The 13,989-nt window shown below is 66.2% G+C and carries 14 protein-coding genes; 2 read left to right on the forward strand and 12 right to left on the reverse strand.

The window, feature by feature from the left end:
• Both AC1DEL_RS14670 and AC1DEL_RS14675 read right to left on the reverse strand, forming a co-directional pair.
• Window positions 1-1,260: phospholipase D-like domain-containing protein (locus tag AC1DEL_RS14670; protein WP_441645153.1), on the reverse strand; the 1,260-nt coding region annotated here is incomplete at its 3' end.
• A gap of 140 nt (window positions 1,261-1,400) precedes the next feature.
• Window positions 1,401-1,835, reverse strand: a complete 435-nt coding sequence (locus AC1DEL_RS14675) for a PaaI family thioesterase (RefSeq protein ID WP_477126380.1) — start codon at window positions 1,833-1,835, stop codon at window positions 1,401-1,403.
• 188 nt (window positions 1,836-2,023) lie between these two features.
• Here AC1DEL_RS14675 and AC1DEL_RS14680 point away from each other — a divergent pair, with 188 nt between their 5' ends.
• Window positions 2,024-2,248, forward strand: coding sequence for a DUF1289 domain-containing protein (locus AC1DEL_RS14680; protein ID WP_092297733.1), 225 nt, complete (start codon window positions 2,024-2,026; stop codon window positions 2,246-2,248).
• Here AC1DEL_RS14680 and AC1DEL_RS14685 read toward each other — a convergent pair.
• From AC1DEL_RS14685 to AC1DEL_RS14700, 4 genes are all read right to left on the reverse strand, one after another.
• Window positions 2,235-2,969 (reverse strand): MOSC domain-containing protein, encoded by a 735-nt coding sequence (locus AC1DEL_RS14685; RefSeq protein ID WP_441645152.1) that lies wholly within the window; start codon window positions 2,967-2,969, stop codon window positions 2,235-2,237. The two genes, AC1DEL_RS14680 and AC1DEL_RS14685, sit on opposite strands and share 14 nt — an antisense overlap.
• Complete coding sequence (locus AC1DEL_RS14690; RefSeq protein ID WP_144195131.1) at window positions 2,966-3,679, reverse strand: glutamine amidotransferase; 714 nt, start codon at window positions 3,677-3,679, stop codon at window positions 2,966-2,968. Before AC1DEL_RS14690 ends, AC1DEL_RS14685 begins: the two co-directional genes overlap by 4 nt.
• A gap of 18 nt (window positions 3,680-3,697) precedes the next feature.
• A complete protein-coding gene (locus AC1DEL_RS14695; RefSeq protein WP_477105721.1) occupies window positions 3,698-6,160 on the reverse strand; it encodes a penicillin acylase family protein in 2,463 nt (820 codons plus the stop codon).
• 143 nt (window positions 6,161-6,303) lie between these two features.
• A complete protein-coding gene (locus tag AC1DEL_RS14700; protein WP_441645151.1) occupies window positions 6,304-7,734 on the reverse strand; it encodes an aldehyde dehydrogenase family protein in 1,431 nt (476 codons plus the stop codon).
• 147 nt (window positions 7,735-7,881) lie between these two features.
• On the opposite strand from AC1DEL_RS14700, the gene AC1DEL_RS14705 reads away from it, so the two are divergent.
• Window positions 7,882-8,499, forward strand: coding sequence for a hypothetical protein (locus tag AC1DEL_RS14705; protein WP_092297719.1), 618 nt, complete (start codon window positions 7,882-7,884; stop codon window positions 8,497-8,499).
• Window positions 8,500-8,538: 39 nt separating this feature from the next.
• Here AC1DEL_RS14705 and AC1DEL_RS14710 read toward each other — a convergent pair whose 3' ends face one another.
• The 6 genes from AC1DEL_RS14710 to AC1DEL_RS14735 form a co-directional block, all read right to left on the reverse strand.
• Entirely contained in the window at window positions 8,539-10,161 is a 1,623-nt protein-coding gene (locus AC1DEL_RS14710) for an ABC-F family ATPase (protein ID WP_092297716.1), read from the reverse strand.
• A 240-nt stretch (window positions 10,162-10,401) separates the two neighbouring features.
• Window positions 10,402-11,325 carry a muramoyltetrapeptide carboxypeptidase gene (gene ldcA, locus AC1DEL_RS14715; protein WP_477126379.1) on the reverse strand — a complete coding sequence of 308 codons (924 nt, stop codon included), beginning with the start codon at window positions 11,323-11,325 and terminating at the stop codon, window positions 10,402-10,404.
• The gene (gene tadA / locus AC1DEL_RS14720; protein ID WP_477159099.1) at window positions 11,322-11,873 is read right to left on the reverse strand and encodes a tRNA adenosine(34) deaminase TadA; all 552 of its coding nucleotides are present in this window, start codon (window positions 11,871-11,873) and stop codon (window positions 11,322-11,324) included. Before tadA ends, ldcA begins: the two co-directional genes overlap by 4 nt.
• Before the next feature lie 9 nt (window positions 11,874-11,882).
• Window positions 11,883-12,359, reverse strand: a complete 477-nt coding sequence (locus AC1DEL_RS14725) for a 6-pyruvoyl trahydropterin synthase family protein (protein WP_092297707.1) — start codon at window positions 12,357-12,359, stop codon at window positions 11,883-11,885.
• 3 nt (window positions 12,360-12,362) lie between these two features.
• Complete coding sequence (queE, locus tag AC1DEL_RS14730; protein WP_092297704.1) at window positions 12,363-13,007, reverse strand: 7-carboxy-7-deazaguanine synthase; 645 nt, start codon at window positions 13,005-13,007, stop codon at window positions 12,363-12,365.
• A gap of 75 nt (window positions 13,008-13,082) precedes the next feature.
• Window positions 13,083-13,970, reverse strand: coding sequence for a LysR substrate-binding domain-containing protein (locus AC1DEL_RS14735; protein ID WP_092297701.1), 888 nt, complete (start codon window positions 13,968-13,970; stop codon window positions 13,083-13,085).
• Window positions 13,971-13,989 lie beyond the last annotated feature (19 nt).

Consider the following 13,989-nt stretch of genomic DNA (forward strand, 5'->3'; position numbering starts at 1 on the left):
GATGCCCTCGTCGCTCGCATTGGTGACGACAAACAGGTGGATGGGGCCATGCTCGCCCGGGTCGCGGCCCCAGGCTATCTGCTTTGCGGCGGCCGCCTTGATTTGCTCGGCCAATGGCGGAAAGCGGAAATACTGATTCTCGATATAGATAAAGCTGCAGGCGTTGTTGACCACCTGCAAATACATTTTCTCGATATCGAACTTGCCGTGTTCCGGCTGAGTGCGCAGCACCTGGGCCATGACCCGCACGCCGGTTTTTGGCAGCATTTTGAGCGCCGTCGCGGCAGGTTTTCGGGTGGTTTGCAGCGCTTCGCCGGTGGCGCGGTCCCATGCCTCGCAGAAGTTCTGGTTCAGATATCGGAGAATCGAGCCGGTGACCCGGCTTGAAATGTCCTGCCGTGGTGTCGCGCCATTCCGACCCTGATCGCCCGTCAGGCGGACCGCGCTGTGGTCGTCCTTGTCCCAGTACGGGTCGAGCATGTTGTGGCCCATGACATAGCCAACTGCCCGGTCAGGCAATTCATAATCGACCAGCACCATTTTCTGGTGGTGCGTCGGCACGATCGCGCCCATGATCGCGCCGGCTTGGGCCTTGTTGCCGGCAGAGCGCGTATCGTCGGTCCCCCACAAGGCGGTGCGAAATGCGATTTCCAGCCGGTTGGACAGGCCAAAATCCCGCACGACAAATTCGACATTGACCAGCTTCGGCAGCCCCAGCAATGCCGGCAACTTTTCCATGATCTGCGATGGAACCGGTCCCTTTAATATCTTGGCGGTGGGTGAGGTGCGTGCGGCCCGCCAATGCCAGTACCGGTTGAAGTCCGTGGGATTGACGCGGGGATTGGGCGGGCGGGAGAACCATGGATGCTGATGCATGCGGTCAGGCAGGTTCGGCTCGTCGCCCATTTCCGTCATGCCGGGAATGCCGAATACTTCGCCGCCCCAACTCAGCAGGCGGACCTTTACCCCGCGCTTTCCCGCTGCTTCGAGCAGGTCGCCAATACAGGGCGTGCCGCGTTCCCGGGCGCCGCGCTTGAAGAACATCGATGGCTGGAAGCCCCAGCAGATAATGTCGACACTCTTCTGCGCGGCGGCAATGGTGTCATGGAGATCGCCGAATGCCTCTTCACCATTCACGAGGGGATGAAAGGTGCAGGGCTGGGGCGCATATTCGACGCGCTGGACGAACCACGGCAGCGTAATGACTGCCGAACTTCTACGCGAAAGCGCGATGGGCGTGGTGATGGTTTGTCGGGTCATGCCTGAGCAGCTCCAGTGCCGGTGCAGCCCTGAAAAAGCTGCGAACTCGGCATACTAGGAGCGGCAATCAGCGCCCAACAATCGTACTAGTTCGAAAATGCGTGGTAATCGTTCACCGCCCGAGGATCTCTCAGACGCTGTCAGAACAGCGCCGTGGTCATCAGCGCCTTGGCCACCAGCGACCCCTCGTTAGCACCGTCGGCGTAGACCGACACTTCGAGCGACACCTGCCGCTTGCCCCGACGGATCACCTCCGCTACCGCGCGTAACGCCACGCCATCGGCGGGCGCCAGGTACTGGATCGACAGCGCCCCGGTGGCGCCGCCGCGTACCACCTCCAGATCCACGTTCGAGAACGCCGCCGCCGCGCCGGCCACATCGATCAGCGTGGCGATCACCCCGCCATGCACGACCTTCCGCACCGTCACGTTGTTCGGGCTGAACGGCAGCACCAGCTCCACGCGGTCCACCGCCAGCGCATCCAGGCGGATGCCCAGCGTGCGCGCCACCGGCGATTCCATCAGGACGGACGCCACCATCGCGGCCAGGCGCGGGTCCACAGTCGATTCAGGCATAGGAAGGCTCCAGAACATACGGCATGGGACGAATTCGATTCCACCCAGCCTAGCTGGCACCGCCCATTCGCTCAATGACCTGCGGGGTAGTTGAACCTCCTGAGCTTCCTGCGGCACACCAAACCGCCGGGGCGCCGGCCGGTATAATGGCCCCCCAATCGTTCCAGCCGTCCCCGCCCCACCCCTGCATGCCTGCCGAACCGTCCGACATTACCGAAGCCCAGGGTCTCAGTGACCGGCCCGACAGCCCCTGCATCGGCATCTGCTCCACCTTGTTCGATGAGATCTGCCAGGGTTGCGGCCGCACCGCCGTCGAGGTCAGTAACTGGGTGTTCTACTCCGATGCCGAAAAGCAGGTGATCTGGGACCGCATCACGCGCGAGGGCACTGCGCGCCGCTTCAGCCAGGGCTGAGGGATCCGGGGATGACCCCGGTCAGCCGCTTCTCCATATCCTCGACTTCGCGCCGCGCTACGCGCTCGCGGGCGAGTTTTCGCCAGCTTTCCGCCAGCGGCGCCAGTTCCGCCATCTCGGCCAGCGCTGCATGGTTGAGGCGGTCGACATAGAGCACGTGCAGCAGCCGCTGCAGGCTCCATTGCGGGTAAGGCCGTGCGGCCAGCACCAGCCGGTCCCCGGCGCGCACCTCGCCTTCCTCGATCACCCGGTAATACCAGCCCGTGCGCTGGCTCTGCTGCACCGCGCGCGACATGCCCGCGTAGCCAAAGCGGTGATTGAGCTTCCAGCATGGCTGGCGCGCCTGCGAGACCTCCACCAGCGCCGAACCGAGCCGGAACTGGTCGCCGATGCACACGTCCGCTTCCGTCAAACCCCGGGTGCTCAGGTTCTCGCCGAAGGCACCGGGGCGCGACAGGACATCGGTCACGCCATCTTCCCGCGCCAGTTCCGCCGCCCAGGCCGGGTAGTGATCGCGCGGATAGTGATGGACGGCCTTTTCCGGGCCGCCGTGATGGCGCGGATCGCCCTGCTCGTCCCCAGCCAGCCCCAGCGTGGTCACACGCAGCGATCCGTCCTGCAACTGCTTGTCGATGCCGCTCGGCACCCCCTTCGGGCCGAACGGGCGCACCTTGCCCGCGAGCAAGGCGTCGATGGCGATATCGATGTCCGGCACGGTCACAGCCCGGCCTCGTCGAGCCAGCGCATGAACATGCGCTCCCCGGCGGCGGCCACGGTGGCGCCGATCTCGGCGGTGCGGCGGCGGATGGTGCGCGGGTCGATGCCGGCCTTGGCCAGTTCCACGGTATGGCCGATCAGCCAGGTCTCGATGTCGCCGGGCAGCACCTCGGGGTGGAATTGCAGCGCCAGCACGTGCTGGCCGATCGCGTACGCCTGATGCGGCGTGCCGGCCGTGGAGGCCAGCAGTTCGGCGCCAGCCGGCAGGTCGAAGGTGTCGCCGTGCCAGTGCAGCACCTGCCAGTCGGCGTCCGCCAGCGCCGCGAGTGGCGAGCGCAGGCCGGCCTCGGTCGGCGTAACTGGCCCCCAGCCAATCTCGCGCGTGCCCGGATAGACGCGCGCGCCAGATGCCGCCGCGATCAGCTGCGCGCCCAGGCAGGCGCCGATCATCGGCCGCCGCGTGCCGAGCCGCTCGCGGATCACCGCGATCTCCGCCTCCAGCCACGGATAGGCCTCGGTTTCATAGACCCCGATCGGCCCGCCCAGCACCACCAGCAAATCTGCCGGATCGGCCGCGACCAGCGTCAGGTCGTCCACGCCGGCCTGGAACACGCGGATCTCGTGCCCGCGGTCGCGCACGGCATTCGCAATCACACCGGCATGCTCGAACGGCACATGCTGGATCACGTCGGTGCGGCGTCGGGTCTCGGTCATCGTCAATTCTCCTGATGCTTAGGGTGCGCCGGCTGGCCGGAGCACCAATGTGTCGAACGCGTCGCCGCCGGGATTGCGGCGTGGCGCGCCAATCGTAATGAACTGTACCGCCGCCCACCGCTCGGTCCAGTCGCGGTAGTGCGGAGACAAGGCATTGCCCGATTGTCCCGTCGAGGTCATGAAGCGGGAATGGGACAAATCTGAAAGGTCATAGATCGCGCGCAGGCTGGCCGCGTGCACGCTCTCGAACGGCGCGGCCTCGTCGCGGAGGGCGTGACGGCCGACATCCACCGTATACGTATCACCGCCGGTCGGCACGCGCACGTTGAAGAACCCTGACAAGTACGAAACCTTGCCGAATGGCTTGTGCTCGGCGCGCGCCGTATGGGCCCGGCCCCAGCGCCATTTTTCCGGATTGCTGCCATAGCGGGTGTCCAGGTCGGCGATGGCCCGCTGCCAGGCCAGGCCGATGGTCTCCGCGCAGGTCTCGCGCGTCGGCGTACGAGTGTTGTCGCACCAGAACGCGCCGGCGCCGTTCGGGGCGCGCAGCGCGTTGAGCATCGGCAACTGCACGTTGCGCTGGTCCCAGAGCCGGTTGAACTGGGTTTCGTCGAGCTTGTCCTCGAACAGCAGCCGCGACAGCTCGCGCAGCCACGCGGTGGCGACCAGCGGCTCGGCGCGGTCCGCCGCCATGGTGGCATCCCACTTGCGCAGGGCATCGAACAAGGCGCGCTCGCGGTCCGGGCGCTTGGCGTCGCTGGCCACCGGGGCGGCCAGCAGCAGCGGCAAGGCGTCGCGCACGGCCAGCGAGAGCACGTCCTTCTGGATGGCCGCGAAGGTGTCCGGCGTATGGCGCGGGGTGGCCTCCAGCAGCGCCCGGATGCGGTCGTGGCGGTACGGCACCGTCCACTCGCTGGTGATGAAGTACGGGTAGTCGTCGGCCACGATCTTCTGGTTGGCCGTCACGATCATGCCGTCCGGCGGGTTGAAGCGGCGCGGCAGCGCGTCGAACGGCACGAAGCCGGTCCAGTCATAGCGCGCATCCCAGCCCGGCGCCGGCGCAAGGCCCTTCAGGTCGTTGTCCGCCCGGCGCAGCGGCACCCGGCCCGGCGCGATATAGCCGATATTCCCGTCCACATCGGCATAGACGATGTTCTGCTGCGGCGCGTGGAGGTCCCGCATCGCCGCCAGGAAGGTGTTCCAGTCGCGCGCGCCGGCCAGCTTCAGGCCGCCTTCGAAGGTCTTGTCGTCCGGGCGTAGCGCGGTCCACTGAAACGCCACCACGTACTGCGCGCCCAGCGGCTTGGCGGCGATGGTCAGCGGCTCGGCCACATCGGATAGCACCGGGCCGTGGCGCGTGGCCCGGACGGTCAGGTTCACGTCCGGGGCGCCCTTCACGCGGATGGTCTCGGTGCGGGTCTCGAACTCCGCCCAGCCGTCCGGCGTCTGGTAGCGGGTGGGGTGCGCGGGATCGATCCGTTCTATATAGAGGTCCTGCACGTCCGGCGCGGTATTGGTGAAGCCCCAGGCAATGCGCGCGTTATGGCCGAGCACGACCAGCGGAATGCCGGGCAGCGTGGCGCCCGTTACGTCGAGCCCCGGCGCCTGCATCTGGGCGAAGTACCAGAGCGACGGCGCCTGCAAGCCCAGGTGCGGGTCATTGGCCAGCAAGGGCTTGCCGCTGACCGTGTGGGCGCCCGAGACCACCCAGTTGTTCGATCCCATGCCCTCCACATAACCCGCCGGCGCCCGCTCCACCACGCTCGCCATGGCTGTGGCCACGGGCGCGAGTTGGCGATAGAAGGCCGCGTAGTCCATCGTGCGCAGCGGCACATCGCCCGGATACGGCGCGAGGATCTCGGCGATGCGCGCCGTCGGCAGTTGCTGGGCCAGTCCCATGCGCAGGACCTCCTGCGTCCAGTTGCCGCCCAGGTCCCACGCCATCATGGTCTGCCAGCCGAGCGTGTCGACGGGCTCCCAGCGCTCGGGCTTGGTGCCGAGGATCAGGAACTCGGGGGGGAGCGCGGACTTGCGCGTATCGATAAACGCGTTCACGCCATCGGCATAGGCTTGCAGCGCCGCGCGGGTCTCGGGGGAAGTCTGGGCGAGGATGGCCTCGGCGTTTCGCCGCACCCCGAGCGTGCGCAGGAAGCGGTCGGTGTCCAGCGCGCCAGGGCCGAGGATCTCCGCCAGCCGGCCGGCCACCACGCGCTTGTTCATCTGCATCTGCCAGAGCCGGTCCTGCGCGTGGACGTAGCCGAGCGCGTAATAGGCGTCCAGCGCGTGGGCGGCCTGGATGTGCGGCACGGCGTTGCGGTCCCGCACCACGACCACGCGGTCGTGCAGGCCGGGCAGGATCAGCGTGCCGGCCGTGTCCGGCTGCGAGGCCTGGCGATACCAGGCATAGCCGCCCACCGCACCCGTCGCCAGCAGCAACATGAGCGAGAGCAGCCAGCCGCCGAGCCGTTTCCACCAGCGCATCGTATTCCTCCGAAAGTTTCAGATCGATTCAGATCGATTCAGGTCGATTGGGATCGATCAAAGACCGAAGCATCGCAGATTCCGGCGCCAGAAAAAAATGCCCGGACGTGCCGGGCATGCGATGCAACGCCAGGAAGCGCCCGTCAGGCGGGCTTCTTCAGCTGCAGCGACTTGTATTCGAGGAATTCCTCGAGTCCGTACTTGCCAGCCTCGCGCCCGTTGCCGGACTGCTTGAAGCCGCCGAACGGCGCGTTCATGTTGAACGGACCGCCGTTGATGTCCACCTGCCCGGTGCGGATGCGGCGCGCCACGCGGATCGCGCGGGCCTCGTCGCCGGACCAGACCCCGCCGCCCAGCCCGTAGACGCTGTCATTGGCGATGCGCACGGCATCGTCCTCGGTGTCATAGCAGATCACGGTCAGCACCGGGCCGAAGATCTCTTCCTGCGCCACGGTCGCCTTCGGATCGACATTCCCGAGCACCGTCGGCTTGACGAAAAAGCCCTTGTCGAGCCCCTCGGGTGCCTCGGGGCCGCCAGCCAGCAGCTCGGCGCCCTCCTCCAGTCCGCGGCGGATGTAGCCCGTCACGCGCTCCTTCTGCACGGCCGAGATCAGCGGGCCGAGGCGCGTGGTCTCCACCAGCGGGTCGCCAAGCGTGAAGTTCTCCACCACCTTCGCGGCGATGGCCTTGACCTCGTCATAACGGGCGCGCGGCACCAGCATGCGGGTATGGGCCGAGCAGGTCTGGCCCGAATTCAGGAAGCAGGCGTTGATGGTGCCCTTGACGGCCTGCGGCAGGTCCGCGTCGTCCAGGATCACCGAGGCGGACTTGCCGCCCAGTTCCAGCGCCACGCGCTTGACCGACTGCGCGGCCAGCTCGGACACGCGCTTGCCGGCCCGCGTGCTGCCGGTGAACGACACCATGTCCACTTCGGGGTGGCTCGCCAGCACTTCGCCCACGATCGGGCCATAGCCGGTGACGAGGTTGAACACGCCCGGCGGCAGGCCGGCGGCCTCGATCACCTCGGCCAGCACGAAGGCGTTCAGCGGCGCCACCTCGGACGGCTTGAGCACCACCGTGCAGCCGGCGGCCAGCGCCGGCGCCACCTTCAGCGTGATCTGGTTCAGCGGGTAATTCCATGGCGTGATGGCGGCCACTACGCCCACGGGCTCGCGCACCACCAGCGAATTGCCGACCTGTTCCTCGAACTGGAACTGCTCCAGCAGCGAGGCGGCCTGGCCCCAGTTATAGACCGGCCCACCCACCTGGATGGCCCGCGCCAGCTTGATCGGCATGCCCACTTCGGCGGCAATCAGCTGCGCCAGTTCCTCGGTACGGTCCTTGAGCCCCTCGGCGATCTTGCGGATGTAGCCGGCACGCACGGCCGGCGGGGTGTTGGACCAGCCGTCGAAGGCGGCCCGCGCGGCGGCGATGGCGTCCTCGGCGTCCCGGGCGTCGCCCTCGGGAATCTTGCCCATGACCGCCTCGGTGGCGGAATGAACCACATCGATCAGCCCGCTGCCATGGGGCTGAATCCACTTGCCGTTGATGAAAAGTTTGTCTCGTTGTTGCATGGCCACAGTTCTCAATAGGTGAATCGGCGGTTGCAATTTTTTGTTACTTTTAGGGTGCCTCACATTGTAGAGCGGAATGCCAACTCGGATTTTGTTTGATTCCGGGCGCATGACGCCGATCGAAAACAAAGAAAAGAGGAGCGAGACATGGTCGATCCGGTCTTTCAGAAGACGGAGGCAGGTCAGGAGGAGATCCGCACGCGTGCCCGCAAGCTCGATCACAAGCTGCGCGCGCTGCTGCTTATCGTGAATGGCGAACGCCCCAAATCGGCGCTGCTGGCGCAGGTGGGCGGGATGGGGGTCGGGGAGGAAGCGCTGGATACGCTGGTGGAACTGGGGCTGCTGGTCGCAGAAACCTCGGAGGCCGCCAAACCCCTCGCCACGCCGGCGAGCACCACCCCACAGCGCCCGGCCCGCTCCGGCCCGCCGGACACCAACCTGTTTGCGGCGTATTCAGCACTTAGCAAGGGACTGGATGACGTGCTGGCCGATACCGCCATCGCACCTATGCCGGTGACAGTAGGCGGCGCGGACAGCTACAAGCAGCTCTATCACTTCTATACCGATGTGATCGGCAATCATCTGGGATTGCGCGGCTACGTCCTGCAGGTGAAGGTGGAAAAGGCGGGAACGGTGGCCGAACTGGCCGAGTTGCGCGACGCACTGGGCGCGGCCTTGCAGAAGGCCAAGGGCGAGATCACCGCGCGGGCGATTCTTGATCAGCTGGATGCGATGCTGGCGGCGCAGGGGGCGGCCGCCAGGTAAAACCATCGCCCCTCCCCAGAGGAGAGGGGCGTTCCCTGCTTAAGCCGCGATACCCTGCGACTCCAGGTACTCGTCGTACGTGCCGAGGTAGTCGGTGATCTTGCCGTCCGTGCGGACTTCGATCACACGCGTGGCCAGGCCGTTGATCAGTTCGCGGTCGTGCGACACAAAGATCAGGGTCCCGGTGAACTTGTCCAGGGCGATCTGCAGCGACTCGATCGACTCCATGTCCATGTGGTTGGTCGGCTCGTCCATGGCCAGCACGTTGTGGCGGCCCAGCATCAGCTTGCCCCAGATCATGCGGCCCTTCTCGCCACCGGACAGCACCTTGACGTTCTTCTTGATGTCGTCGGCCGAGAACAGCAGCCGGCCCAGCGTGCCGCGCAGCGACTGATCGTCGTCGCCGGCCTGCGTCCACTGGCTCATCCAGTCCATCACGTCGCGGTCCACCGGGAATTCTTCGTAGGTGTCCTGCGGCATGTAGCCGACGTTGGCGTTCTCGGCCCACTTCACCTCGCCGCGATCCACTTCCACGCCGCGCTGCACGCCAGTCTGGACGATATTGTTCAGCAGGCTGCGCAGCAGCGTGGTCTTGCCGGCGCCGTTTTCACCGATGATCGCCACGCGCTCGCCGGCCTGGATCGCCAGCGTCAGGTTGTTGATGATCTTGCGGTCGTAGGTCTTGGTGATGCCCTCCACCTCGACCGCCAGGTTATGCAGCTTCTTCTCGAACTCGAAGCGGACGAACGGGTTCTGGCGCGACGACGGCTTGATGTCTTCCACCTTGATCTTGTCGATCTGCTTCGCGCGCGACGTGGCCTGGCGGGCCTTGGACTTGTTGGCCGAGAAGCGGCGCACGAAGTCCTGCAGTTCCGTGATGCGCTCCTTGGCGCGCGCGTTGGCGGCCACCTGGCGCTCGCGGGCCTGCATCGACGCTTCCATATAGTCGTCGTAGTTGCCCGGGTAGACCTTCAGCGTGCCGTAGTCCATGTCGGCCATGTGCGTGCACACCGAATTCAGGAAATGTCGATCGTGGGAGATGATGATCATCGTGGAATTGCGCTCGTTGAGCACATCTTCCAGCCAGCGGATCGTGTTGATGTCCAGGTTATTGGTCGGTTCGTCGAGCAGCAGCACGTCCGGGTTCGAGAACAGCGCCTGCGCCAGCAGCACACGCAGCTTCCAGCCGGGAGCGATGTCGCTCATCGCGCCCTGGTGCTGGTCGGTGGGAATGCCCACGCCCAGCAGCAGCTCGCCGGCGCGCGCCTCGGCGGTGTAGCCGTCGAACTCGGCATAGCGGGCTTCCAGCTCGGCCGCCTTCATGTAGTCCTCGTCCGTGGCTTCCGGATTGGCGTAGATGGCGTCGCGCTCGGTCGCGGCAGCCCACATCTCGGTATGGCCCATCATCACCACGTCCAGCACGCGGTTGTCTTCATAGCCGAACTGGTCCTGGCGCAGCTTGCCCAGGCGCACGCCCGGCTCCAGCATGACCTGGCCCGACGAGGGCTCCAGGTCGCTGCCGAGAATCTTCATGAAGGTGGACTTGCCGCAGCCGTTCGCGCCGATCAGGCCGTAGCGGTTGCCTTCGCCGAACTTGACCGTGATGTTCTCGAACAGCGGCTTGGGGCCGAACTGCATGGTGATGTTTGCGGTAGAAAGCACGTCTGGAACCTTTGAATGCGTATGGGTGCGTAGAGGGAGGCTGCGCGGGGCGCCTGCGCCGCCCGGGCCGGCCCGGGCTTGCCAAGGCTGGGGGATCGCGTGGAAGACCTGCCCATCAGCGCGTCCGACCTGGCAAAAATGCGGAAATAACCCGAGATTTTACCACTCGCGGGCCGTTAGCGGGGATTGCTGGGGCGATTGCCGGAGCCGCGGCGGGATGTGACGTCTGGTGTGACGCCGTTACAGCGTCGGGTAGCCGGACAGGGCCAGCGTGAAGCCGTCCGCCTGGGCGGTTAGCCGGGCCTGGGCACCCACCGGCAGCGTCAGCTTGCGTGGGCAGTGGCCGAACGGCAGGCCGGTCAGCACCGGAATGCCGACTTCGGCACGCACGTAGTCGAACACGGCGTCCATGTCGTAGCCGTTGTCGTAGTCCGTGGTGCGGTAATTGGAGAAATCCCCCAGCACCAGCGCCTGCTGGCGCGCCAGCAGGCCGGCCTGCGCCAGTTGCAGCAGCATCCGTTCGATGCGGTACGGCGGCTCGTTGATGTCCTCGATGAACAGAATGCCGCCATCGATCTTCGGCATGTACGGGGTGCCGAGCAGGCTGCAGAGCATGGCGAGGTTGCCGCCCCAGAGCGTGCCGTCCACGGCCACGGGCCGGCCCAGCGCCTGTGGGGCCTCCACCGTCACCGTGTAGGCCGGGTCGCGCAGGATGGCCTCGAAGTGCTGCCACATGTACGCGTCCACCGGCTCGGCGCCGAAGTCGGCCAGCAGCATCGGGCCGGCAAACGTCACGCCCCCGGTGGCGGCGAGGTAGGCCAGTTGAAACCCCGTGAAATCGCTATGTCCGACGATGGGCGTGCCGCTGGCGTGCGCCTGGTCGGCAATCCGCGCGAAATCGATCTTGCCGAGCAGCCGCCCGAGCCCGTAGCCGCCGCGCACGGCTAGCGTCAGTTCACGCTGGGCGCCGGTGCCGATGGCGTGCAGGTCGGCCAGCCGTTCGGCGTCCGTCCCCCCAAAGCGCTGGTAGCGGCGCGCCAGCACATCGGGATTGCCCACGTGATAGCCGTGATGCTTGAGCCAGGCGCAGCCGCGTGCCGCAATCGCCACATCATGCGGATAACCGGAGGATGCAATCAGACGGACTTCGATCGATTCGCTCATGAACCTGAATTCTCTTCGCCGGAATCTGGAGCCGCGATTTTAACGCGCGCCGACTTCTGCGCACGGCGCCGCGCGCCAAAGAAATCACGCAGCATCTGGCCGCATTCCTCGGCCATCACGCCCCGGGCCACCGTGGTCTGGTGGTTGAGCGTGGCCTGCGCGAACAGGTCCACCACGCTGCCGGCCGCGCCGGTCTTGGGGTCGGTCGCGCCGAAGACCACGTGGCGCAGGCGGGCGTGGAGGATGGCGCCCGAGCACATCGCGYAGGGCTCCAACGTCACATATAGCTCGCACTCGGGCATGCGGTAGTTGCCGAGCACTTGGGCGGCGGCGCGCAGTGCCTGCATTTCGGCGTGGGCGGACGGGTCCATCGAGCGGATCGGCAGGTTGTGGCCGCGCGCGATGATCTTGTCGTTCCAGACCACCACGGCACCCACCGGCACCTCGCCCGCTGCCTCGGCCAGACGCGCCTCTTCCAGCGCGGCGCTCATGTAGAAGCGGTCGCGCGCGTCCGGATCGGGGAAGGTCTGGGGCAGCGGATCGGACATCGGCCCGGATCAGTCCTGGGCAGGCAGGCGCACCGGCGCGCTGACTTCGGCCCAGCAGTTCGGCGTTTCGAACAGCACGAGGCGGGTCAGTTGCAGATGGTGGCCGAAGCAGTCCTTGAACACAGGCGCGAGGATGTCGAACGCCACCTGGGCAAGGTTCTCCACCGTGGGAATGGACTCGAGCACCACGGTCTTGTGGTTGTCCATCGACTGGAGGAAATTCAGCAGCGCCGTGTCGCCCCGGTAGATCAGGAAGGCGTGATCCCATTTCGACACCAGATGCTCGTTGGCGAGCGTCTTGATGTCGCCGAAGTCGAGGATCATGCCGTCGTCGGAGGCGCCTTCCTTGTGCAGGACTTCGCCCGACAGGGTCAGGTCCAGGCGATAGCGATGGCCATGGATGTTGCGGCACTGGCCGCCATGGCTGGGAATACGGTGGCCGGAATCGAACTCCAGGCGACGGGTGATGGAGACTTGTTTGGTCATGGATCAGCGAATGCCCAGCAGCTTGTGGGTCTGCAGCGACAGGCGCCAGCGCGGGTGGCGCTGGCAGAATTCCACCGCCGCGGCCGTATTTTGCCGGGCCAGCGGGCCATCCATGGCCTGCACCATGAAATAGCGGAAATCCAGTTGTTCATATGCTGCGAAGTCCTGGCCGTCCTGCGGGATGACGACCTTGAGTTCGTCGCCGCGCGTCACCACGAGTTCCGCGCCCATCTTGGGGCTCACGCAGACCCAGTCGATGCCTTCCGGCACGGGCAGCGTGCCGTTGGTCTCGATGGCGATCTCGAAGCCCTGCGCGTGCAGCGCGTCGATCAGCGGCGCGTCCAGCTGGAGCAGCGGCTCGCCGCCGGTGCAGACCACGAGCGGCTTGCCGCCGGCGCTGCCCGGACCCTGGGGCCATTCGGAGGCCACCACGGCCGCCAGTTCCTCGGCGGTCTTGTACTTGCCGCCGCGCGTGCCGTCCGTGCCGACGAAATCGGTGTCACAGAACTGGCAGACTGCGCGCGCCCGGTCTTCTTCGCGGCCGGTCCACAGGTTGCAACCCGAGAAACGGCAGAACACCGCGGCGCGGCCGGCGTTGGCGCCTTCGCCCTGCAGCGTGTAGAAGATTTCCTTGACGGCGTAAGTCATTGTGTGGGGTAGCGACGAGCAACCCATTAGTATAGCAAGGGACTAGGGTTTTCGCTAAGACACACCCCGCCCCGCCTACGGCGCCAGCCGTTCCTGCAGGAAGTCCAGGAACACGGCGATACGCGCCGAAAGCTGCGTGTTGAGGTAATAAACGGCGTGGATCGGCTGCCGGACCTCGATCGTGCTGGCCTCCAGCACCTGCACCAGCCGGCCCGCGCGCCGGTCCGCATCGGTCATGAAATCGGCCAGACTGACGATACCCTGCCCGGCTAATGCCAGTTGCCGCAGGGTCTCGCCGCTCGATGCCGAGATTTGTGGACGAATCTCCACTTCCGCACCATTTTCCCCGCGCAGCGGCCAGCGATTCAGCGACTCCGGCTGGGTAAAGCCAAGCAAGGTGTGATCGGCAAGCTCGTCCACGACGGCCGGGGTGCCACGCGCCTTCAGGTAGTCCGGACTGGCCAGCACGCGGATGCGGTTGCTGCCCAACGGCCGCGCGTGCAGCGTGGAATCGCGCAGCGTGCCGATACGGATCGCCACATCGGTGCGATGTTCGAGCAGATCGATGATCTGATCGTTCGTGTTCAGTTCGAGTTCGATTTCCGGGTAGGCTGCGCGGAAGGCGCCGACCAGCGGCACCACCACGTGGAGCATGAACGGGGACGCCGCGTTCACCCGCAGCCGCCCTGCCGGCCGCTGGCGCCGCACCGCCATCTGCTCCTCGGCCAGATCGGCCGCCGCCAGGATCTGGCGCGCGTGGGCGAGCATCGCCGCGCCCTCCTCGGTCAGTTCCAGCCGCCGCGTGGTCCGGCGCAGCAGCGTGGTTTCCAGCTTCTCCTCCAGCCGGGACAGCGCCCGGCTGACCCCGGAGACGGTCTGGTCGAGTTGCTCCGCAGCGGCGGTGATCGAGCCGCTATCCACCACGGTCGCAAAGGCGAGCAATTCTTCGAGCGTCAGCTTCATCCTTGAATTTTAGTCAAAT

The sequence above is a fragment of the Cupriavidus sp. 10L43_2 genome (assembly GCF_056395265.1).

What these genes read in the sequence shown, in the direction of transcription:
- AC1DEL_RS14675 (WP_477126380.1), bottom strand. Translation starts at nt 1,835, where the DNA reads ATGCCTGAATCGACTGTGGACCCGCGCCTGGCCGCGATGGTGGCGTCC.
- AC1DEL_RS14680 (WP_092297733.1), top strand. Translation starts at nt 2,024, where the DNA reads ATGCCTGCCGAACCGTCCGACATTACCGAAGCCCAGGGTCTCAGTGAC.
- AC1DEL_RS14690 (WP_144195131.1), bottom strand. Translation starts at nt 3,679, where the DNA reads ATGACCGAGACCCGACGCCGCACCGACGTGATCCAGCATGTGCCGTTC.
- AC1DEL_RS14695 (WP_477105721.1), bottom strand. Translation starts at nt 6,160, where the DNA reads ATGCGCTGGTGGAAACGGCTCGGCGGCTGGCTGCTCTCGCTCATGTTG.
- AC1DEL_RS14700 (WP_441645151.1), bottom strand. Translation starts at nt 7,734, where the DNA reads ATGCAACAACGAGACAAACTTTTCATCAACGGCAAGTGGATTCAGCCC.
- AC1DEL_RS14705 (WP_092297719.1), top strand. Translation starts at nt 7,882, where the DNA reads ATGGTCGATCCGGTCTTTCAGAAGACGGAGGCAGGTCAGGAGGAGATC.
- ldcA (WP_477126379.1), bottom strand. Translation starts at nt 11,325, where the DNA reads ATGAGCGAATCGATCGAAGTCCGTCTGATTGCATCCTCCGGTTATCCG.
- AC1DEL_RS14725 (WP_092297707.1), bottom strand. Translation starts at nt 12,359, where the DNA reads ATGACCAAACAAGTCTCCATCACCCGTCGCCTGGAGTTCGATTCCGGC.
- queE (WP_092297704.1), bottom strand. Translation starts at nt 13,007, where the DNA reads ATGACTTACGCCGTCAAGGAAATCTTCTACACGCTGCAGGGCGAAGGC.
- AC1DEL_RS14735 (WP_092297701.1), bottom strand. Translation starts at nt 13,970, where the DNA reads ATGAAGCTGACGCTCGAAGAATTGCTCGCCTTTGCGACCGTGGTGGAT.